Annotated in this window: 23 protein-coding genes; 17 read left to right on the top strand and 6 right to left on the bottom strand. The window is 57.6% G+C overall.

Annotation, left to right across the window (positions count from 1 at the left end):
* Positions 1 to 169: 169 nt before the first annotated feature.
* Together V6936_RS13515 and V6936_RS13510 are read right to left on the bottom strand one after the other, a co-directional pair.
* The gene (locus V6936_RS13515) at positions 170 to 1393 is read right to left on the bottom strand and encodes an MFS transporter (RefSeq protein ID WP_003805288.1); all 1224 of its coding nucleotides are present in this window, start codon (positions 1391 to 1393) and stop codon (positions 170 to 172) included.
* The gene (locus V6936_RS13510) at positions 1377 to 1919 is read right to left on the bottom strand and encodes a Chromate resistance protein ChrB (RefSeq protein WP_131071084.1); all 543 of its coding nucleotides are present in this window, start codon (positions 1917 to 1919) and stop codon (positions 1377 to 1379) included. The genes V6936_RS13515 and V6936_RS13510 overlap by 17 nt, the downstream gene beginning before the upstream one ends.
* A gap of 544 nt (positions 1920 to 2463) precedes the next feature.
* On the opposite strand from V6936_RS13510, the gene V6936_RS13505 reads away from it, so the two are divergent.
* Positions 2464 to 3012 carry a ferritin-like domain-containing protein gene (locus V6936_RS13505; RefSeq protein ID WP_059318077.1) on the top strand — a complete coding sequence of 183 codons (549 nt, stop codon included), beginning with the start codon at positions 2464 to 2466 and terminating at the stop codon, positions 3010 to 3012.
* A 320-nt stretch (positions 3013 to 3332) separates the two neighbouring features.
* Here the strand turns inward: V6936_RS13505 and V6936_RS13500 are convergent, their stop codons facing one another.
* A complete protein-coding gene (locus tag V6936_RS13500; protein ID WP_003805280.1) occupies positions 3333 to 4040 on the bottom strand; it encodes a GntR family transcriptional regulator in 708 nt (235 codons plus the stop codon).
* A 95-nt stretch (positions 4041 to 4135) separates the two neighbouring features.
* Positions 4136 to 4876, bottom strand: coding sequence for a TSUP family transporter (locus V6936_RS13495; RefSeq protein WP_059318078.1), 741 nt, complete (start codon positions 4874 to 4876; stop codon positions 4136 to 4138).
* Between the two features lie 170 nt (positions 4877 to 5046).
* Here V6936_RS13495 and V6936_RS13490 point away from each other — a divergent pair, with 170 nt between their 5' ends.
* From V6936_RS13490 to V6936_RS13465, 6 genes are all read left to right on the top strand, one after another.
* Positions 5047 to 6564, top strand: a complete 1518-nt coding sequence (locus V6936_RS13490) for a hypothetical protein (protein WP_003805276.1) — start codon at positions 5047 to 5049, stop codon at positions 6562 to 6564.
* 5 nt (positions 6565 to 6569) lie between these two features.
* The gene (locus V6936_RS13485; protein ID WP_336580007.1) at positions 6570 to 8042 is read left to right on the top strand and encodes a gamma-glutamyltransferase family protein; all 1473 of its coding nucleotides are present in this window, start codon (positions 6570 to 6572) and stop codon (positions 8040 to 8042) included.
* 124 nt (positions 8043 to 8166) lie between these two features.
* Entirely contained in the window at positions 8167 to 8901 is a 735-nt protein-coding gene (locus V6936_RS13480) for a TenA family transcriptional regulator (RefSeq protein ID WP_003805271.1), read from the top strand.
* A 60-nt stretch (positions 8902 to 8961) separates the two neighbouring features.
* A complete protein-coding gene (locus V6936_RS13475; protein ID WP_336580006.1) occupies positions 8962 to 10422 on the top strand; it encodes an aldehyde dehydrogenase family protein in 1461 nt (486 codons plus the stop codon).
* Between the two features lie 31 nt (positions 10423 to 10453).
* Positions 10454 to 10933, top strand: a complete 480-nt coding sequence (locus V6936_RS13470) for a GlcG/HbpS family heme-binding protein (protein ID WP_003805267.1) — start codon at positions 10454 to 10456, stop codon at positions 10931 to 10933.
* A 20-nt stretch (positions 10934 to 10953) separates the two neighbouring features.
* On the top strand, positions 10954 to 11988 hold the full coding sequence (locus tag V6936_RS13465) for a 2Fe-2S iron-sulfur cluster-binding protein (RefSeq protein WP_059318081.1): 1035 nt from the start codon (positions 10954 to 10956) through the stop codon (positions 11986 to 11988).
* Here V6936_RS13465 and V6936_RS13460 read toward each other — a convergent pair.
* Positions 11985 to 12176 (bottom strand): hypothetical protein, encoded by a 192-nt coding sequence (locus V6936_RS13460; protein ID WP_131071081.1) that lies wholly within the window; start codon positions 12174 to 12176, stop codon positions 11985 to 11987. The genes V6936_RS13465 and V6936_RS13460 overlap by 4 nt on opposite strands.
* Before the next feature lie 200 nt (positions 12177 to 12376).
* Here V6936_RS13460 and V6936_RS13455 point away from each other — a divergent pair, with 200 nt between their 5' ends.
* The 9 genes from V6936_RS13455 to V6936_RS13415 all read left to right on the top strand — a co-directional run bounded on the left by V6936_RS13455 (position 12377) and on the right by V6936_RS13415 (position 18523).
* Positions 12377 to 12685, top strand: a complete 309-nt coding sequence (locus V6936_RS13455) for a 2Fe-2S iron-sulfur cluster-binding protein (RefSeq protein ID WP_003805261.1) — start codon at positions 12377 to 12379, stop codon at positions 12683 to 12685.
* Positions 12685 to 13029, top strand: coding sequence for a hypothetical protein (locus V6936_RS13450; protein WP_059318082.1), 345 nt, complete (start codon positions 12685 to 12687; stop codon positions 13027 to 13029). Before V6936_RS13455 ends, V6936_RS13450 begins: the two co-directional genes overlap by 1 nt.
* Positions 13030 to 13040: 11 nt before the next feature.
* The gene (locus V6936_RS13445) at positions 13041 to 13319 is read left to right on the top strand and encodes a 2Fe-2S iron-sulfur cluster-binding protein (RefSeq protein WP_003805258.1); all 279 of its coding nucleotides are present in this window, start codon (positions 13041 to 13043) and stop codon (positions 13317 to 13319) included.
* Positions 13320 to 13331: 12 nt separating this feature from the next.
* The gene (locus V6936_RS13440) at positions 13332 to 14276 is read left to right on the top strand and encodes an ornithine cyclodeaminase family protein (protein WP_336580005.1); all 945 of its coding nucleotides are present in this window, start codon (positions 13332 to 13334) and stop codon (positions 14274 to 14276) included.
* A 42-nt stretch (positions 14277 to 14318) separates the two neighbouring features.
* A complete protein-coding gene (locus V6936_RS13435) occupies positions 14319 to 14669 on the top strand; it encodes a DUF2294 domain-containing protein (protein ID WP_131071079.1) in 351 nt (116 codons plus the stop codon).
* A 249-nt stretch (positions 14670 to 14918) separates the two neighbouring features.
* Complete coding sequence (locus V6936_RS13430; protein ID WP_059318325.1) at positions 14919 to 15941, top strand: Nif3-like dinuclear metal center hexameric protein; 1023 nt, start codon at positions 14919 to 14921, stop codon at positions 15939 to 15941.
* 26 nt (positions 15942 to 15967) lie between these two features.
* Positions 15968 to 16660 carry a hypothetical protein gene (locus tag V6936_RS13425; RefSeq protein ID WP_336580004.1) on the top strand — a complete coding sequence of 231 codons (693 nt, stop codon included), beginning with the start codon at positions 15968 to 15970 and terminating at the stop codon, positions 16658 to 16660.
* Positions 16661 to 16665: 5 nt separating this feature from the next.
* Positions 16666 to 17073, top strand: coding sequence for a hypothetical protein (locus V6936_RS13420; RefSeq protein WP_336580003.1), 408 nt, complete (start codon positions 16666 to 16668; stop codon positions 17071 to 17073).
* 349 nt (positions 17074 to 17422) lie between these two features.
* Positions 17423 to 18523 (top strand): MBL fold metallo-hydrolase, encoded by a 1101-nt coding sequence (locus V6936_RS13415; RefSeq protein ID WP_336580002.1) that lies wholly within the window; start codon positions 17423 to 17425, stop codon positions 18521 to 18523.
* On the opposite strand, the gene V6936_RS13410 is transcribed toward V6936_RS13415, so the two are convergent.
* The gene (locus tag V6936_RS13410) at positions 18520 to 19269 is read right to left on the bottom strand and encodes a tyrosine-protein phosphatase (RefSeq protein WP_336580001.1); all 750 of its coding nucleotides are present in this window, start codon (positions 19267 to 19269) and stop codon (positions 18520 to 18522) included. The two genes, V6936_RS13415 and V6936_RS13410, sit on opposite strands and share 4 nt — an antisense overlap.
* A gap of 462 nt (positions 19270 to 19731) precedes the next feature.
* On the opposite strand from V6936_RS13410, the gene V6936_RS13405 reads away from it, so the two are divergent.
* The gene (locus V6936_RS13405) at positions 19732 to 20925 is read left to right on the top strand and encodes an amino acid aminotransferase (RefSeq protein WP_003805245.1); all 1194 of its coding nucleotides are present in this window, start codon (positions 19732 to 19734) and stop codon (positions 20923 to 20925) included.
* The last annotated feature ends 58 nt before the right edge of the window (positions 20926 to 20983 follow it).

Here is a 20983-nt window from a genome sequence, read left to right as displayed (position 1 = left end):
CGACGGTTCGCAATGAGGCAGGGCCCCGTTTGACGCCCTGGCTGCGCAGTCCCGACTCGCGTGGCGAAAACCAGTGAGCCGTTGAGGGTAGGTAGCTAGCTCCAACCCGTTGGGCGGCACGGTGGGCAGAACCCGAGTCTGCGTTTGCTGCATCGTCTCAGGCGGCGTTTTAAAAGTGTCCTTGGGCAGAGCGCCGTAGGGCGATCAGACCAGCTCCCGTCAAGACGGCAAAGAGTGCGCCAGCGGCAAATGTCCCCTGAAAGCCGATGGAGTCCCACAGCAGGCCCGCAATCACACTGGCCAGCAGCAGTGCAATGCCGGTTAGCAGGTGGAACAGGCCAAAGGCAGTGCCGCGTAGTTCGGCGGGGGCGCTGTCAGCGATCAGTACATTGAACAGGCCCTGAGTAAATCCCATGTGCAGCCCCCACAGCGCTACCCCTAAACCGAGGCCAAACAGGCCGGGGACGAAGGCTAGAATCAGGTCTGCTGCAATCAGCAAGGCCACGCCGATCAGGAGCAGATCGGTTTTACGCATGCGGTCGGACAGGACACCGGCAGGGTAGGCAGACAGCGAGAAGGCCACACTCATCAGGACCAGCACGGCTGGGGCCCACATGGGTGGCAGTCCGCTGGATTCGCCGCGCAGAATCAGGAAGGCTTCGCTAAAACGGGCCAGGGTAAAGGCCAGACCAATCACGATTACCCACCAGTAACGGGAGCCCAGGCGGCCTAACTCTTGCCGGTTCAGCGGCAGTGTGCGGGGGCGGTTTGTGGCGGGTAGTTTGGGTTCGCGTACAAAGAACACCAAAATAGCAAGGGCCGTAAAGGCGGGCAGGACTGCGACCCAGAAGATTAGCTGGTAGTTATTGGCCGTCCACCACATCAGTCCGATTGCCAGTAAAGGGCCGATAAATGCGCCAATGGTATCGAGCGTTTGCCGTAGGCCATAGGCTGCGCCGCGCAGTTCGGGTGGAGTGACATCGGCAACCAGAGCGTCGCGGGGGGCGCCGCGTATGCCTTTGCCAATGCGATCGACAAAACGGGCGCCGACCAGCCAGTCCAAGGAGTTCGCCAGGGGGAAAATCGGTTTGGTCAGGGCAGCCAGGCCATAGCCAATGACGGCCAGCAGCTTGCGCTTGCCAAAACGGTCGCTGAGGGCACCGGAAAACACTTTCATGATGGAGGCTGTGGCTTCGGCAATACCTTCGATCAGGCCCACTGCCAGTACCGAGGTGCCAAGGACCGTAACCATGTAGATAGGCAGCAGGGCATGGATCAGCTCGGAGGAAATGTCCATGAACATGGACACGAAACCCAGCGCCCAGACGCTACGGTGAATGTTGGCTCGGGAGGCGAGGGCCTGGGCAGGCATGGGATCAGCGGTTTTCTTCATGGGCGTCGTAGACCATTTGGGCATAGGCTTCCAGTCGGGCCCTGCACGCTTGCAGACGCTCTTGAGCAATCTGTGCCAGGGGAGCGCCATAAAAATCCAGTTTCTGGATTTTTTCGTACCAGCTCTCCAGTTTCTTCAGGTCGGTTTCCTCTTCGTCGAGCTCGGCATAGGTGAATTTCTGAATCGATATTTCCTTGTCGATCTCGGCTTCGAAGTCCCGGCAGCAACCCAGCAGTTCCTGGTATTGATCGTTGCGCTCGTGCGTGAAGCGGGCGATCACTTTATCCTCCTGGGCTTTGTCCAGGGCAACCGTCTCTAGCAGGACACACTCGCCTTGCATGGTCGCGATGTCATTTTCCAGCACTTTCAGGCGACGCACATGCTCATCCGTTTTGGGCAGGACGCACACACCGTTTTGCAGATAAACCGCCCCCAGGCTTTTCAAGCGTCGCCACAGTGCCAGACGTTTGGCACTGGGTTCCGCAGGGACTTTGTAAGTCAGTAGTATCCAGCTTCTTGAAGTCATTGTCCGCAATAAAAGTAACGGTCGATTCATATTAATAGAATCCATTGATTCTTAAAATAGGCATCGGCCTTATCTGGCCTACGAGGCCAAGGGACGCTTCCACCCTGAAAACAGCGTGCGCCTGTATCCAAGTGTTTGGTCTTGTATCTCGGCTTGAACACAATGAGGGCGTGTTCCGGCCTCTTGTGCCGGCACCCCATGTCCTGGCTAAGCCGCATGGCTCGTCAGTTTTCCGTGTTTTAGGGGTGAGTGCTTGCCAGCCCTGCTGCGTAAATCTGCCTGTGTGTCGGCTGACGCCTGCCGCCGTTTTCAGCTTTTCAAGCGCGAGAGCAGTCGCTACTATGAAACAGCCTATCCACTTTGTTCAGTTTCTTGCACGACCGGTCTCAACCACAAGCAGCGTGCAGACTTCAAACCCAGGCTTAGGTAACGTGCTTGTTCTTAACGCAAGCTCTGGTTGGTTCTGAAGTCCGTGTGTTCGTTTCCGGTTGTTGCGTGATACGGCGCCGCGCGTTCGCGGTGGGAATCAATACGGAGGAATGCAATGAGTAAGCATAAAGTTGTGACACCAAACCACGGTCCCTTTGATGTTGCCGCTATTCGCGCGGCTGCCAAGAAGTTTGTGGACGATGGGGCGGTGGCGTCCGGCTATAAGGGCAATCGCGAAGAAATCATTCAGATGCTCAATGAAGCTCTGGCCACCGAGCTAGTCTGTGTGATGCGCTACAAGCGCCACTATTTCACCGCCACCGGTTTGAACAATGAACCTATCAAAGCCGAGTTTCTGGAGCATGCCCGGCAAGAAGCCGAGCATGCCGACCGTATTGCCGAGCGGATCGTACAACTGAACGGCGAGCCAGACTTCAATCCTCAGAATCTGGTTGAACGCAGCCACGCGGAATATGACGACAGCAGTGATATTAAATCCATGATCCGTGCCAATCTGATTGCCGAGCGTATTGCCATTGAGTCCTACCGGCAGATGATTGAACGTATCGGCGACACCGACCCCACGACCCGCCAGATGCTGATTGAGATTATGGCTGTTGAGGAAGAACACGCAGATGATATGGGAGATCTGCTGGACATTTAACTGAGCTGATCATAGCCCAGCCAACCCCGGTCATTGCCGGGGTTTTTATTGTCTGATTCTGAAAAAGCAGGGCAGCGATGGGGCGAGTGGCGAGCCATGGCCGGGGAGGTGGGCACCGTCGTGACGAAGCCCCTGTGCAAGGCCAGCCTGGCACGTCGTGTGACTCAAGAGTAGGGCGTGCAGGCTGCCCACGGCACGCGCGCTGCGACTTTCAACAGTCAAATCAATGCGGACGCTGGGGCACGCGTCTTTCAGGGTCGACGAACCCTGTGCACGGGCTCAGGTCCAGCGCTGGAGGTGGAGCACGCCGACTTGATCGATCAGGGTTTCTCGCCGCTTTGGGCGTCCTGATACGCTTTGGCCGCATTATGGACATGCTGGGTGGCCAGCAGGTTGGCCAGATCACCATTGCCGGCTACGACGGCATTCAGAATCTGAGCGTGATCTTCCCAGTTTTGGCGGATGCGTTGCAAATTGCTGGGCGCAAAGAGCAATGCGGTGCGATCACGCAAGGAGCGCATCAGTTCGGTTAGCACGATATTGCCCGACATGGTGGCCAGGGTTTCATGAAATTGCCGGTTCAGGGATTTGAGCAAGTCCAGATTGCCAGCGTCCATCGCGTCGTGGCCTTGGGTCAGAATAGCTTGCAGCTTCTCGATATTGGCGGGATCGCGACGCTGGGCAGCCAGCTTTGCGTTGAGGCCTTCCAAGGTGGCGCGTACTTCAGCCATGTTGTAGGCGATCTCTGCCGACAGCACGGCCACCGAGGCACCACGGCGTGGCTCAATAGTGACCAGCCCTTCTGAGGCTAGTTCTCGCAGGGCTTCTCGTACCGGTATGCGCGAGACGCCCAGCTCGGTAGCCAGCTTGCCCTCCACCAGTCGATCACCGGGGTGAAATTCGCCACTCAGAATGCGTTCGCGTAATTGATCACGGATGACGGCAAACAATGACGCATGCTGATCACCCAGACGACGGTTGTCTGAGCCGGTCAAGGAATGAGGAAGGCTGAAGCTGGGGATATTCATGGTACGACCTGTGCAATCGGGCAAAAGGGCCAGGCATGATTATACGGCGTGAGCGTGCTTTTCTGAATATGGTATACAGTTTGGCCCCTAAGCAATCAATTCCATAAAGTCCGTGCAATCAACGCGAGTGCGCTGAGCGAGCAGATGCCCAACAGCAGCCTGCGCATCAAGCTCAGGCTGACTTTATGGCGTAGCTGTCCTGACAACGCAAAGCCCAGCAGCATGAACGGATACAGCACGATGCTGAGCATGGCCTGCTGCAGGGTGAACAGGCCTGCCAGAATAAGCAGTAGCAGTGACAGGCTGGCGCCTAAAAATAAAATCAGACCCAGAGAAGCGCGTAGCTGTGCAGGAGCCAGATTTTGCATGGCCATGGCCAGGGCAGGGGCGCCCACCGAGGTCAGTGTGCCCATGATGCCCGATGCAATGCCGGCCAGAATCATGTTGCGCAGGGAGGGCAGGATGCGCAGGCCCCAGGCGCTCAGTGCGACGGCGGCCAGGATAGCGACCGCAAAACCCAGGTTAACGGCTTCCAGAGGCAGCTGTGTCATGCCCAGTACGGCGATGACCGAACCCACAGCACGTCCCCCTAGCGCGCAGGTCACGACATGCGGCACGATATAGGTGCGCTCTCGCAGCGCGGCCAGCAAGGAGACACTGCCACCCAGAGCCAGTAAGGGGCCAGGAACCAGTTGCGGGAAGATCAGTGCTGCAATGGGGGCCACCAGCATGGCAAAGCCAATCCCGCCTACTCCTTGCAGAAAAGCGGCCAGAACCACCAGACACGCCATCAGCAACCAGGATAGCGGGTCCACAAGATCGATTAAAGCCGCCATACCCATCCTTTTATTTGTATAAGGTATTCAATCCGGAAGTTTTACTCTTCAAACTCTCAGAGTTTTCCCCAATTTCCAGTAGATTTTTCTGATATGAAATAAAGATTGAAGATAGTATACCGTTTCAGGTGTGCTCGATAGTCAGAAAAAAGAGAAGGAAAGGGGGATACATGCAAAGCGACGTGGTGCTCAGTGCGGCGCACTGGGCTTATTTGATCAGCGTTCTGGTGATCATCATTACGATGATCTTCCGGGCCAACGTGGTGGTGCCATCCGTGATTGGCACCTTGGCCGTTGTTACCGCCATAACAGGCAGCCCGATTCAGGGCTTCATCAGCATTTTTTCAGCCAGTTTTGTGGCGGCCCAGGAACTGTTCAATATTTTCCTGGTAATTACCTTCATGACGGCGCTGCTCAATTCCTTGAAGCGCCTGGAAGCCGATGTAAAGATGGTGGCCCCCTTTCGTAAGGTCATGGTCAATAGTGGATCGTCGTTTTTGATGATTGCGGCGGCTACCTATTTCATTTCCTTGTTTTTCTGGCCTACACCTGCGGTGCCACTGGTCTCGGCCATTCTGCTTCCCGCTGCCATCGCCGCAGGCCTGCCGCCCCTGGTGGGGGCCATGGCCATTGCCATTTGCGGGCAGGGTATGGCCTTGTCGTCAGATTACATTATCGGCGTGGCTCCCGGTATCAGCGCCAAGGCGGCCGGTGTCGGTGCGGATGTGGCTGTCCTGGCAGATCGTGCGCTGGTCTTGTCCTGGATTACGGGTGGGGTCGCCCTGAGTCTGGCGTTTTTGCTGATGCGGCGTCATTTCAAACCGGCAGACAGTCGTTTGCTGGATGCCTGGATGCGACAGGCCCCGGACAGTACCTTGGATGAGGTCGAGTCCCAAGGAACGTATGACAAGGCAGAGATTGCCCGTGGCACCGCCGGGAATGAGCATACGGTGCATGTGGGGCTGACAGCCAAGGAAGAGCGTTATTCGCGCATCCTCGCCTGGGCCACGCCGCTGGCCTTTCTGGGTGTCATTGGCATCATGCTTTTGCCGCGCTTTATTCCATCCCTGCCGGTGCTGCGGGGCGGGGATGCTGCCGGTCTGGTGGGTGGCGTGGCCTTTGTGCTGATGATGATTGCCACCTGTATGGCCGAAGGCCCGCGACGTATGCTGGATACCTGCCCGGATCATATGACCGATGGTTTTGTGTTCGCGTTTCGCGCCATGGGTTCGGTCTTGCCCATTGCCGGCTTCTTCTTTCTGGGGGCTAGTGAAGCAACGTCCGCTATTTTGGGTACGCCGCTGGATCAGACGCCCAGCTTGCTGTTCGAGCTGATTTCAGCCGGTCAGCACCTGATTCCGGACAATCATTTCCTGGTGGCTTTTGGTGTGCTGCTGGTCGGTATGATCTCGGGCATTGATGGTTCGGGCTTTTCGGGCTTGCCTTTGACCGGCACCCTGGCCTCGGCTTTGAGCCCGGTCTCCGGCCTGGAAGTGGAAACCTTGGCTGCAGTAGGACAGATCGGCGCTATCTGGACGGGAGGAGGCACTCTGATTGCCTGGTCGTCATTGATTGCCGTGGCGGGTTTCGCCCGTGTACACATTCTGGATCTGGTGCGCGCGTTGACGATACCCGTGCTAAGTGGGATGGCGCTCTCGACGATCTGCGCAGTGCTGATATTTGGATGAGCGATATGGAGACGACAGCCTATCGTGCGGGCGAAAAGCAAGGACTGGGACAGCAGTGGGCGGTGGCGGCGGGTCATCCTCTGGCTGTACGGGCAGCGCAGCGCATGCTGGAGCTCAAGGGCACTGCGGTCGATGCCGCGATTGCTGCCGATGCCGTGATGGGGGTGGTCGAACCCATGGCCACGGGTATAGGGGGCGATCTGTTGGCCATGATTGCGCCGCCAGACAGTACGCCTGTGGCCTATAACGGCAGCGGAGCAGCCCCTTTGCTGCTGACGGCTCATCAGGTTCAGGCCTTGCCAGGAGAACGTATTCCCGAGCGCCATGTCTTGTCGATCACCACGCCGGGATTGGTGCGGGGTTGGTGGGATATGCATCAGCGTTATGGGCGCCTGGCTTGGGCAAGCCTGTTCCAGCCGGCTATCGAGGCTGCGCGGGAGGGTTTTGCCGTGGCGCCCGTGGCAGCCCGGGAATGGCACATCTTTGACTTTGTTCTACACCGTGATCCGGCCTGTGCCGCCTTATATCGTGCTGGCAATCCCCCCAAGGCGGGTGAGCGCTATGTGAATCCCGAGTTGGCGCTTGTGCTCCAAGAGATTGCCGAGCAGGGGCCAGATGCTTTTTATCTGGGGCGTCCCGCCCAGCAGGCGGAACGGGCCATGAAGCAGGTACAGGGCTTATTGCGTGCCCAGGACTTTCAGCGGCATCAGGGCTTTTTCTGTGAACCGGTGAGCACGGCTCTTGGTGACTTCAGCCTTTTTGAGTGTCCTCCCAATACACATGGCGTCGCCGTGCTGGAGGCGGTTCAGGCTGCCTGGCATCGGCCGGCCGACGAGGCGGCTGCTGAACTGGCGCTGGTTCAAGCCACTGAAGCGGCCATGGCTCAGGCTTCCCGGGTGGTGTGCGATCCGGCAGGCAACACCGTCTGCACGGTAGTGGTGGATGGACAGGGTCTGGCGGTCACGTTCATGTCCAGTATTTTCAAACGGTTTGGCTCGGGCTATGCGGTGCCCGGTTGTGGATTTGTGTTGCAAAACCGGGGGTTCGGGTTTTCCGGGCCGGGGCATGTCAATGGGCCAGGGCCAGGAAAACGGCCTTATCACACCGTCGTGCCTTCCGTAGCTTTGCGCTCCGGCCGCTTTCATATGGGCTTGGGTGTGGTGGGCGGTTTGATGCAGCCGCAGGGCCAGATCCAGATCTGGACACGTGTGCTGCGCGATGGCTGGCCGCTAGAGCGCGCTTTGTTTGCCCCACGCTGGCGTCTGGAGGCAGCGGGCAGACTGGCTTTGGAAGAGGGGTTTGATGCACATTGCGCCGCTTTCTTGCGTGGTTCGGCGTATGGACCGCCTGATAAAGGAGTCGGCGAGCTGGCAGGTCGCAGCGATTTCGGTGGCGCCCAGGCGGTCGAACGTTTGGCGGACGGCCGTTTGAAGGCCGTTTCCGATCCGCGCAAAGATGGTTGTGTCGCGCTGGGCTGAGAGCCAGGCAGGGTTATTCCCTACTTTCTAAAATAGTAGACGGTATACAATATACTTAAATAGTCCAAACCTCATCTTTCGTCGACTGCAGCAAAGGGCGACGTCTTTCAACAAGGAAACAGTCATGGAAAAACTGCTGAATCGCGATGAATTTCGCACCGCACTGGAAACCGCCATCAAGGGTAAAAGTGCCAACACCTCTCCTTTCAGCATTGCCTGGGCAACTGGCAAATTAAGCCGTGAGCATCTGGCTCGCTGGGCTGAAAACCACTATCACTATGTGGGCCCTTTTGCCGATTACCTGGGTTATCTGTATGCCCGCACTCCCGCCGAATACGTGGAAGCCAAAGACTTCTTGCTGGCCAATATGTACGAAGAGGAAATTGGTGGTGACCGCCACACCGATCTGCTGATCCGCTTTGGCGAGGCTTGCGGCACGACACGGGCCCGTATTGAAAACCCTGACAATATGAATGCCACCACGCGTGCGCTGCAGGCCTGGTGCTACGCCATTGCCATGCGTGAAGATCCGGTGGTGGCGGTTGCTGGTCTGGTGGTGGGCCTGGAGTCCCAGGTGCCTTCGATTTATCGCAAGCAAACGCCCACATTGCGCGAAAAGTACGGCTTTACCGACGAAGAGGTGGAGTTTTTCGACCTGCATATCGTGTCCGACGAGATTCATGGCGAACGCGGCTACCAGATCGTGCTGGAGCACGCCAACACCGTGGAACTGCAGCAGCGCTGCCTGCGTATCTGTGAAATTGGCGCCGAAATGCGTCTACTGTATACAACTTCCTTGTACAACGACTACGTCAAAGACGAGATCAGCCTGCAGGAATTGCAACTGGAAGCGGCCTGAGCCGGAAAGTCGGGCGGGCAGATGGGCTGCCCGCCAATCTAGAGACAAGGAAGTACAGCGGTGGAAAATCTCAAGGACGTCGTTTTCGACAATTTTATTGATGGGCAATGGCAACCCAGCCAGAGCGGACGTACGCAGCCCAATATGAATCCGGCTGATCGGGACGATGTAGTGGGCATTTTCCCGCTGTCCACAGCGCAGGATGCGCAGGCCGCCGTGGCTGCTGCCCAGGCTGCCTTTGCCGGATGGCGGGCCACGCCGATCACCACTCGGGCACGTATCTTGAATGCAGCGGCCACGTGGCTCGATGCCAATATGGAGCGCATTGCGCAAGGCTTGACGCGGGAAGAAGGCAAGACGCTGGCGCAAAGCAAGATGGAAGTCGGGCGCTCGGCCCAGACCCTGCGCTTTTATGCGGTTGAAGGCCAGACCTACACCGGCGAGACATTTCCCCAGGATGATGCGCAGCAACTGGTCTATACCCAGCGCGAGCCATTGGGTGTGGTGTCAGTGATTGCGCCCTGGAATTTCCCCATCTCCATCCCGGCACGCAAGATTGCCCCCGCTCTGATCACCGGGAATACCGTTGTGTTCAAGCCGTCGTCTGATACGCCCTTGACCGGCTACTACCTGTGTGAAGCCTTTGCACAAGCGGGGATTCCGGCTGGTGTGCTGAATCTGGTGCATGGCAGGGCCAGTGAAGTAGGGCCCACGCTGGTGCAATCCCCTCAGGTACGCGCTATTTCGTTTACTGGCTCGACCCAGGCGGGTGAAGACATTTGTCGTCAGGCACGTATGAGCACCCGGACCCAAATGGAGCTGGGTGGCAAGAACCCCTTGATTGTCATGGAGGACGCCGACCTGGATCTGGCCGTCAAGCTGGTGGTGCAGGGTGGCTTTTCTCTGAGTGGGCAAGCCTGCACAGGGACCAGCCGTGTGCTGGTGCATCGTCAGGTCAAAGCAGAATTCACGCGGCGCTTGGTAGAGAAAGTCAGCGCCTTGACCGTGGGTAATGGTTTGAATGGCAATCCCGATCTGGGGCCTATTGCCACCGAAAGCCAGTTGGAAAGCATTCTGGAATATGTGGCCATTGGCAAGCAGGAAGCCACCCATTTACTGGGCGGCGAACGTTTGACCGAAGGCGACTACGCACGCGGCCTGTTCATGCGCCCGGCTTTGTTTACGGACGTGACCCAGCAGATGCGTATTGCCCGTGAAGAAATTTTTGGACCCGTGATTGCCTTGCTGGAAATCGATTCCTATGAGCAGGCGTTGGCCATGGCCAACGATACCGAATACGGCTTGTCGGCTGCCATCGTGACACGCAGTGCCGAGTATGCGCATCGCTTTGCCAATGATATCGAGGCCGGGACCGTCAAGATTAACCGCACGACGACCGGCAATCTGATCAATGCTCCGTTTGGCGGGCTGAAACAGTCCAGCACGTCTACCTTCCGTGAATCCGGTCGTGCGGGTCTGGAGTTCTACACCCAGATCAAGACCGTGTATCGCGGCATCTGAATTTTATTAACCCGATTTACCGAGAAGCATTATGAAAAAGATCCTACGTCTGGAACAGCGCGAAGCGCGCTTGATGGTGGACGCGGCGATTGCCAAATCCAAAGAGATTGGTGTGCTGGAGACAGTGTGTGTGGTCGATGAGGGCGGCTATCCCATTGTGATGGAACGCATGGACGGCGCGCGTATCACGGGTGCCCAGATTGCCTGGAACAAGGCATTTACAGCGGCGGGCCATAAGCGCTCGACCCATTTGTTCACTACCGCGCCCAATGGTCCGGCCTTGCCCGGCAATGAGGCTTTCGGTATTCAGCTGAGCTTTGAGGGGCGTTTTGCCGCCTTTGTGGGTGGCTACCCCATTGTGGTCAATGGCGAAGTGATTGGTGGCATAGGCCTGAGTGGTGGTAATGGCGAGCAGGACACGGCAGCCGGGGTTGCTGGCTTGCAGGCGCTGGCCGAGGCCTTGAAGGATGAGGGTCTGGATGTATTGGTTCAGGCCGATATCAAGAAATAGTGGCATCAGGAGGACGGGTCATGGCCCATCGTGTCGATATCAAGGAAACGGGCGAGCAGTTTTGGGTAGAACCGCAGGAGACCCTCTTGCAGGCCGCCCAGCGCCAAGGCGTACGTATTTACAGCGACTGCGAGTTCGGTGGCTGTGGCACATGCCGCATTCAGGTCACTCGCGGAAAGGTGTGTTACGAGGATGACAGCCTGCCCATGAGCATTACTGATGAAGAACACGAGCAGGGCCATGCCGCCGCCTGCCAGGCTCGACTGGATGCCGATATTGAAATCAGTCTGGCTGCCCATCGTGATGAGCTGCCAGAAACTCGGCAAGTCAGGGCGCAGGTTCATCGCGTGGAGCGGGCGTGCCAGGGAATCTGGCGTTTGACCTTGCAGTTGCCCCAGGACGTGCAAGTGCAGTTTCGTCCGGGTCAGTATCTGAACATCCTGCTCGAGGACGGGCGTGCGCGCAGTTTTTCCATGGCCAATGCCGATGCGGCACAGGGTCGGATTGAACTGCATGTGCGGGAAGTGGAAGGCGGTCGTTTTACCCAGGTGCATCTGCCAGCCTTGAAGGCTGGAGACGAACTGCGACTGGAACTGCCCTTGGGCGTGTTCTATTGGCGTGAGCGAGATTGGAGGCCCATGATCATGGTGGCCACCGGTACGGGTATTGCACCGATCAAGGCAATTCTGGAGTCCTTGCTGGACAAGGAAGATTGCCCGCCCGTGAGCCTGTACTGGGGGATGAACCGACCCGAGGATTTGTATCTGGCCCAGGAAATCGAGTCTTGGGCGGACCGCTTGTGCGAGTTCCGTTTTGTCCCGGTGCTCTCCCATGCTGACGAGAGCTGGCAAGGCGCTCGGGGCTATGTGCAACAACAGGTATGCCGGGATGAACCCGACCTGTCAGAGCATGCCATCTACTTGTGCGGCTCGCCCGTGATGATTGAGCAGGCACGTGGCCTGTTCAAGGAACATGGTGCCAATGAGCAGTTCATGTATGCCGATGCCTTCAACTTTCAGTCCGATACCCGTGCGGCAGAGCCTTCTCTTGCCTAGGCGTTGTGCGGGAGCTGATCGTGGGCCGCTTTGGGGTCGCGCTTCTTTCGGCTACCAAACAGCTCAGTGAGCGAGGGCAGATTGATGAGTGGAATACGACGGCGCAGATGCTTGCGCTGAGCCAAATGAGGCAGCAACTGCTCGCCGACGGGACGCTGCAAATAGCGACGTTCGACGGGGGTTTTCATGACAGTCTCGTTTAAGGTTTTAATTGAATTAAGTATACCGCAATAGGGGTTTCTACTCAAATTGACAGAAATTTGTGTTTAAAACTAAGGAAATCTGTTGCGGAGAAAGCGCATTTTTTGACTTGGTATACCGTTCTTGGTTTTTCAGGCGGTCAGGGCTCGCAATCCGGTCGCATCATTGGCAGCAAGCAGGAGGTCTTATGCCAACCATTACTTTTCATAAAAACGGCCAGACTCATGTGGGCGAAGTGCAGGAGAACACGAATTTGGTGGTCAGGGCGGGCATCAAGCAATTCCCCTTTCCTCATTTGACCTACGGTTGCGGCATGGGCAAGTGCGCCAAATGCGCGTGTCGTGTGCTGGACGGGGCCGAGCATCTGCCTGCCGCCAACTGGAAAGAGAAAAAGCAATTGGGTGAACGCCTGGATCAGGGCTGGCGGCTGGCCTGCCAGTTGTGGATTACGCAGGACATTGTTCTGGAGCAGGCTGAAATGCAGGAGGTGCAGTGATGTATGTGGTACTGACCAGCAAGCCGGGGGAATATCGCACGGAGCCGGGTGTGGGTGTGGAGACGGTGGCAGCGTATGAATACCATTTTCAGGGACGTTTCAAAGCGGTGTTTGCCATCGCGCGCATTCAGGAAGGGTCGCGCGTGCGTATTGTGGAAGAGACGCCCAACGGCACGATCAATGACATTCCTACCCGGCAAATGGAAAAGTTTGCAACCGCCGAGCAGGCTTATGAAGAGCTGGCCGGGCTGACGCAGTTTGGCAGCATCCAGGCCGAGTTGCGTCAGTGTCAGGCCGTCGGTCACCAGGCTGGGGACCAGACCCCGGCACAGCAGCAATCCTGAGGTAGCAGAATATGGTTCAGATTACATTTGCATCGAACAATGACTTAGTGGTGTCCGCCGCAGAAAACAGCAACTTGCTGCGGGTCTCAATCCGGGAGCGGGGCGGTATACCGTTCAAGTGCGGAGGAGGCATTTGCGGGACTTGCAAATGCCGTATTACCGAAGGACTGGACAATACGGATGAGGTCAAGGCCAAAGAACACAAGCATTTGTCGGAGCAGGACCTGGCAGAGGGCTTTCGCATGGCGTGCCAGACCTTTGTTCGTGGCGATGTCACGGTGAGCTGGTAAGAGGAGTCGCCCATGCTGCATTTGACCGATCAGCAACTCCATGAACTGCTTGACGCTGCCGCCGTGCAGGGTGTGCTGGAGCAGGCCTTTCTGGAGTTTGGACAGGGGCGCGCGGCCCAGCAGCGTCGTGTGCGCACGCAGGTGGGGGAGACGCGTCTGTCCACCCTGGGGGCGGTCATACCAAGCCAACAGGTGGCAGGGGCCAAGATCTACACGACGGTGCGGGGCGCGTTCAACTTTGTCATCGTGTTGTTTGATGCTCTCAGTGGTCAGGCCTTGGCCACGCTGGAGGCCGGTGCGATTACGCAATGGCGCACAGCAGCCTGTTCGGTGTTGGCGGCGCGTCGGGGTGCCAATCCTCAAGCCCAAACCCTGGGCGTGCTGGGTCTGGGCGCTCAAGGGATCGCGCATGCCATGCAGTTTTGTCAGGCTTTTGACGTGCGTCGGCTTCTGGTCTGGAGCCCGAATGTGAACGAGGAGCGTTGTCGCAAGCTGGAGCTGGAATGCGGTGTACCGGTGCGTGCCATGCGTCCTGAGGAGATCGCCGTACAGGCGGACATTCTGGTGACGGCCAGCCGGAGTCGGGAGCCCCTGTTTGATGGACGCACACTCAAGCCCGGCTGCTTTGTGGCGGCGGTCGGCTCCAGTTTGCCGGTTGCGCGGGAGCTGGACGATGCCTGTCTGGAGCGGGCGGGCACGGTTGTGGTGGAGTGGGGGGAGCAGACACTGGCTGAGGCTGGAGACTTGATTCTGGCGGCACCGGACTGTGGTATCGACGGCAAGTTGTGCGAGCTCAGCGATTGGTTGCAATTAGACCCGGGTCAGGGCTACGACGCACAGGGTATTTGCGTGTATAAATCAGTGGGTGTGGCAATTGAGGATATTGCGGTCGCTGGCCTGGCGTATCGCCGTTATCAGCTTGGCAAGGCGGCGCAGGAGGTCGTTGCTGCACACTGAAAAACGACAATAATTCAAGCATGTTGGGGGTAGGCAATGGGAATGGCAGGCTTTTCTTCTATAGGCGAATTCAAGCAGGCGCTGACCCGGGATTACAACCGCATCAATAGCAGTATTTTTGCATCTGGTGTCGTGACACTGAAAATAGATGTAACGGAGGACAGGATCAGCATGTTGGCGGTGCACAAGCGTCAGCCCGCTTTGCAGACCCTGAGCCGGGAAAATGCGCATATTGCGGATCTGGCCGATCTGTATTTGATCAAGGCCTTCAAAAAGGAGATGAAGCAGGTTTTGGTGGAAGAGTACGGGTTGGATGTTGTGGCCATCTTCAAGGACTACGATGCCGTCGCGCAGTTGTCTTCCACCATGGTGTTGTTGCAAAAAGGAGTGTGAATGCAGTGGCGGTGGTGTGAGCGGCCGCCCTGAATTCCAAATCGATAAAAAGAAGCTGACTGGTAGACAGTCTTGTTGTCCTTCCTTCTGAAGCCGGATGTGCTGTGTGCATCGGGCTGCGGAGCCGGGTTCAGGCCGTGACAGGCCTGCTTCGGGGAAGTTGCCGACAGGAAGTGCTTGCATACCGCCGGCCTCCGGCCCTGGGAATTCCCAGGGCCGGAGGCCGGCTTTTTATTTGGAGACAAAATCATGGCCTATGTAGCCGATTTGCTAGATGCATTGAATGTAATCACAGGGGGACGCATGGTGTCCTGTATGGATGAGGTCAAGTGCGGCCATCATCCCTTCGTGATCTGGAAGTCCTCGGGGATTTACGGTAAGGAAGTCTTGGAGATACCCGGCTTGATTCATGGTGATCCCAACAAGGAAGTGCGCAAGGTGGCAGTGTGCATGACCATGTCCGAGCTAAGTATTGAGCTGGCTGGCGCTACGGGTGTGGATGCCATTGTCGCGCACCACCCGATTGCCGATGCGGCCAGTTGTGGGGGCGTGACCTTGAAGGATTATCTGGACCTGTACGGCGTGGCGGCGCTGGAATGCCACGAGGCGTTTCACGGCCTGCATCCGGGTATTGCGTATCTGCATGGTCACAAAGTCGTAAAAAGCGATATCGCCTACGGGGCCATTCATGGCAATGTCATGTTCGTGGGTGAACCCTTGGAGGAGGTCAGCACCTTGGGCGATATGCTCGATCGCCTGGACGGATTCATGGGTCTGGATCTGGAGGATCAACTATTGCAGGCGGAACGTCGCATCAAGGGCAACGAGAGCATTCTGGAGACCAGCACCCTGACCCGCGGCGCGATTCGTCTGGGGGAACGCAGCAGCCGGGTGGGTCGCATTTTGCATATTTTCCCCCATACCGGTTTCAGCCCCGAACATCTGCGCCAGGCGGTGGCCGAGAATCCGGGGGTGGATACGGTGCTGGCGTCGATCAGCCGGGTTTATGACGGTCATGCACTGATTGAGTGTGCTCGGGAGCTGGGCCTGAATTTCCTGGTGGGTAACAGTCATGTGCTGGAAATTCTGGAAAATGGGCTGCCGCTGGCTTATGCCTTGAGCGCCTTGCTCGAGGGTGTCGAGGTGGTGATGTTCCGTGACCGGGTCACCTCCACACCCGTGCATCAGGTAGGAGGCGCCCGCTTGCGCGACTACGCCCAGCACTTTTCGACCGCCCATCTGATGGGCAAGAACGTGTTGAGCTTCCAGTAGGTCCAGCTTCCTGAACGGAGAGAGACATGGATAACAAAACAATAGAAATCGACAAAGTAGTGCATGTAGCGCCTGCGGGACGTCGTCCTTTGGAGCGTATTGAGGCAGTCGGCCTGGGCTTGTTGATCCTGGCCATGCTGACGCTGTTTTTCTATCCCGCTACCTTGTCCGGTGCCTTTGATACCGTGCTCAACAAGGTCAAACCGGTCGTGGTGGATGTGTTCTTGACCGGACAGGTGGGGGTGGCGGTCATTATCAGCGTCATCATTGGACGCCTGCTGGAGCGCCTGGGTTTTACCGACGCCATGATGCGGGTCTTTATGCCCGCCATGCGCGCTATCGGGATCAATCCAGCGGTGATTATTCCCAGTGTGTACAACATTTTTGGCGACATCAACGCGGCTGGCCGTATCTCGGGACCTTTGTTGCGCCAGGCCGGGGCCACCAAGGACGAGCAGAAGATTGCAGTGGCCACGATGGTGCAGTCCCAACAGTCGTTCTCGACCTTCATGTTGGGCATGATGGCGCTGACCTTTGCGGGGGTCAATGTCTTTGCCGTGGTGCTGATTGCGATCTTCGGTCCTTTGCTGCTGTCCCCCCTGCTGTTGTCACGCCTGGTCTACCGCAATGTTCGTTCGGTGGATTTACTCGCGGCCCCCCGCTTTACGCCGAATATCGATTTTGCGCCCATGTTGTTCAAGGCGGCCCGGGAAGGGTAGAGCTCTTGCTGTTGATTCTGATCCCGGCAGTGGCTCTGGTGTTTTGCGTCATTGGCCTGCTTGAGCATATCGGCGTCTGGGCGCCGATCAGTGCGGTGCTTGAGCGTGGTTTGCTGGCCTTGAACATTCACCCTGAAACCGGTTTGCTGGCCATGCTGGTCAGCCCTACCCTGGCGATGGGCAAATTGCAGGCGATTGCCTCGACCCTGGACCCGTCGTTGGTGGTGGGCTCGTTTGTACTGGCGTCCTCCGGCTTGCCCTTGTCTGCGGTCTTTGGGCAGATCCCCGTGGTCTGGGCCGAATGCTCGGATCTGAATGAAAAGGAGGTCATGGTAGCGGCTGTTTTGGGCATCGTGATGCGCTTGCTGACTGCGGTGGTGCTGGCTGTGTTCCTGACGCCTTTGATTGTCTGAAATCCTGTTTGTTGTTCCCCCACTTTCGGAGCGCTGATGTTGGCGCTCTTTTTTTTATTTTTGCCGGTTTTGTCCGCGAGCCCACACTGCCATCGAACTGCCATAAAACTGTAACAGGGCTGAAAGAACTCTTGTTTAACCTGAGCCTGTCGTAGTCTTTTTAAGGCAGGGCACTTCGGTGACTCTGGTTCTTTAAGTTGATGCCTTTTTCTGTCCGGCAGCCTGTGCTGCGGCCTATTGCGCTAATCGATGCTTTGCCTGTGTGCCCGGTGCTTAGCCCTGCGACACAGCAGGATGCCGGGTGTGGCTTGGCGATGTGTGGATCACACGGCCTTGTGGGGGAAGGACCATGAACCAGACCCAGGTGACGGTGTTGAGCGGTTATGGAGGCAAGGCGCCCGCCGCTATCCTTGTACAGGCCTGTGGCCTGCGACTCCTGCTGGATGCAGGCGGCCCGCTGTATCCCGGGCAGGCGTGCGACTGGTATCACGGACTGGAGGTGGATGCCATCCTGGTCACCCATGATCACCAGGACCATATCGGCGCGCTGTCCCAGCTGCCCGAGCATATTCCTGTCTATGCCACCGCCTCCACCGCACGCAGTTTGCCTGCCGGGCGAACCTGGCGCGAGCTGCCCACGCGCGGCACGACCTATATCGGTGATATTGCTGTGCGTACCGGCTTGTCCGGCCACGCGCTGGGAGGTGTCTGGCTGCATCTGGATGTGGGGGGCGGGCTATTTTATAGCGGGGATTTTTCCTGCGAATCCCTGCTGTTTCCGTTTGACTTGCCACCACCTGCGCATCTGGCTTTACTGGACGCCTCTTACGGTTTGTACGACCAGTCGCATCATGTGGCCTGGAGCATTCTGGAATCCTTGTTACAGTCTCATCCCGCCTTGTTGCCGGTGCCGCCTTCGGGCCGGGCAATAGAGATTGCCCTGTGGCGTCAGCAGCAAGGATACGAGGACTGGAGCATGGATGCGTCCTGCTATGAAAACCTGACCCGCATGATCAGTCAGAGCAGTGACCTGTTATTGCCTGGGGTGCAACAGGCGTTGCGCGAGCTCATGCCGCGTGCTGCCGCCTTTGATCCGCATGCTCACCTGGTGCTGGCCGGCGAACCGGACGGGTGTCAGGGCAAAGCGGGCGAGCTGATCCGGGAGCATCGGCTGCACTCCCTGGACCCGGAGACAGCGCCCGGCAGCCGCTTGCTGATACACACTGGCTATGTCGCCCCGCACGCGCCGCGCGGCACTCACACCTTGTGCTGGAATGTGCATCCCCGTCTGTCCGATTTGCGCTGGCTGGTGGATATGGTGCAGCCGCGTTATTGCATGCCCTTGTTCACGCAAATGCATGATCTGCCAACCTGGCGCAATGTGCTGGGACCGGCCTTGAGTCTGGAAGGTCACTGGGAACTGCCCGCGACCTCCGTGAGGGTGGTTTAGGCGACGTAGCGTTCCAGCAGGGCCTCGCGTCGGGCGGGGCTGAGCTGCAAGGCATCCTGGAAAAACCGATCCAGGCTGCCGTGGGTAGCATCAATCGTCTTGAAGGCGGTTTCCAAAAACTCGGGCTGAACACCCCACAGAATATCCAGTACTTCGTCGCGGATACCCCGGTTATCAGGCAGATCGGGGCGGCGGAAGAACTGCTTGGTCAGCAGATAGTCATGCATGACATCATCTGGATGGACGCCAACGGCGCGGTGCAACAAGGCCACGGCAAAGCCAGTCCGGTCTTTCCCGGCCGTACAGTGCATCACCACGGGCGTATCGGCTTGCAGCAGTTGATCAAAGACCTGGGCAAAGGTGCGGGCATGGGTGGTTACGAACTCGGTGTAGGTCTTGTTCATCGTGGCGTGCGCAGCCTGCACATCCCCCTGGCCTTGAGCCAGCATGTCCAGAAAATCGGGTAAGACGGTGGGTTCGACTGTCAGGGCGTGACTGGTCAAAAAGCTGTACTGGTAAGGCGAACGTTTGCGCTCGTGCGCCCCGCGAAAATCCAGGGAGCGCGCAATGCCCAGCTCCTTGAGGATGTCCAGATCCTGCTGGCTTAAATCTGCCAGATGGTCCGAGCGGTAGACACGACCTTTACGAAAAGAGCCGGAGTCCGTGGCATAGCCGCCAATATCACGGAAATTGCTGGCCCCTTTTAAAGGGCAGGATACGGGACTGGGCAGCGACGATACGGGCACGGCGGACTCCTGTGTGGAAACGATGAAAGTCTCATGTTAACGGTCTTGAGCAGGATCTGCATATGACAATACGGTGACATAGGAACGGCAGGTCGGGCAAAACCCCGCCCAGCGCTGACGAGGCTTCCTGCATCGCGAAAAAGCCATGTATATTCTTTGCTGGCAAGGCCCGGGCAACGCGACCGCCATCATGCCTTCATGTCCCTTGAATCCGACTGACCCAAGGCGAGATAGGGAGGCGCGCGATGCGTTGCCTGCACCGACTAGACAAGAACAGGTGCGGTGCCTGGTCAGGGGGGACAAGTCTGATGAGGCATTCACGCATCGCTCGCATGCTCAGGTGCTGCCAAAAGATCCCCGATATAGTGGCTAAAGCAGGCCCAAGGTATAAGGTCAATGCATATTTGGACAGACCGTCGACCAACCGGACGGCCCAGAACCGTAATTTTTCAAGGAACAAGCATGTTTGAGCATTTGCAGGCCTATGGTGGCGATCCGATTTTCCGCTTGAATGAGGCATTTCACGCCGATCCGCGCGATCGCAAGGTTAACCTGACCATTGGTCTGTATTACGACGAGCAAGGCCGTCTGCCCCTGCTGGACGTGGCTCGCCGCGCTGAAGAGCAATGGGCCGCCAAGGGCCAGCCACGTGGCTATCTGCCTATTGAAGGCTTGGCTTCTTACCGCAGCGCTGTACAGAAGCTGGTGTTTGGTGCCGATAGCAAGGTGCTGCAGGAAGGACGTGTGGCGACCATTCAGACACTGGGTGGCTCCGGCGCCTTGAAAGTCGGGGGCGACTTTTTGCACGAAGCCTACCCCGAGAGTGAAATGTGGATCAGTGACCCGGCCTGGGATAACCACCACTCCATTTTCCGGGGATCGGGCATTCGTACCCATACCTATCGCTACTACGATCCAGCCACTCGCGGTCTGGACTTCACTGGGTTGATGGAGGACATTTCCGTGCTGCCCGAGTACAGCATTGTCTTGTTGCATCCTTGTTGTCATAACCCCACCGGGGCCGATCTGAGCGATGAGCAGTGGCTGCAACTGATTCCTGTGCTGCAGCAGCGCAAGCTGATTCCTTTCCTGGATATGGCCTATCAAGGGTTTGGTCGTAGTCTGGATGAAGACGCCTTTGCCGTACGTGCCATGGTGGATGCCGGGTTGAGCTTCCTGCTGGCAAACTCGTTTTCCAAGAACTTTTCCTATTACTCCGAGCGTTGCGGCGGGTTGTCGGTGGTGTGCCAGAGCGCCGATGAAGCAGATCGTGTTCTGGGGCAGTTGAAAGCGGTGGTACGTCGCATTTACTCCAATCCTCCCTCGCATGGTGGTCAGGCGATTGCCTCGGTCTTGTCGGATGAAACCTTGCTGGCGGAATGGTCGGCTGACGTGGAAACCATGCGTCAGCGTATCGCGGCCATGCGCAAGCGTGTACACGAGCGTTTGAAAGAACTGGCGCCCCAGTACGACAGCAGCTATTTCGTCAAACAACAAGGCATGTTCTGCTACACCGGGCTGAGCAAAGAGCAGATTCAGAAGCTGCGTGACGATTATGGCGTGTACGTGCTGGAATCGGGCCGCATCAGCGTGCCTGGCCTGAATCAGTCCAACGTTGATTATTTTGCGGAGTCGATGGCGGCAGTCGTGGCCTAAACCGTACCGTCGTTGCTGACGAAGCCAAGAACGTGTTGCCAGCCTTTGTGGGGCCGGC

The organism is Alcaligenes sp. CHO6 (assembly GCF_037120595.1).
GTDB lineage: Bacteria > Pseudomonadota > Gammaproteobacteria > Burkholderiales > Burkholderiaceae_B > Alcaligenes > Alcaligenes ammonioxydans.
The sequence above is the reverse complement of the archived record's forward strand: the minus strand, read 5'-3'. Positions and strand labels throughout refer to the sequence as shown.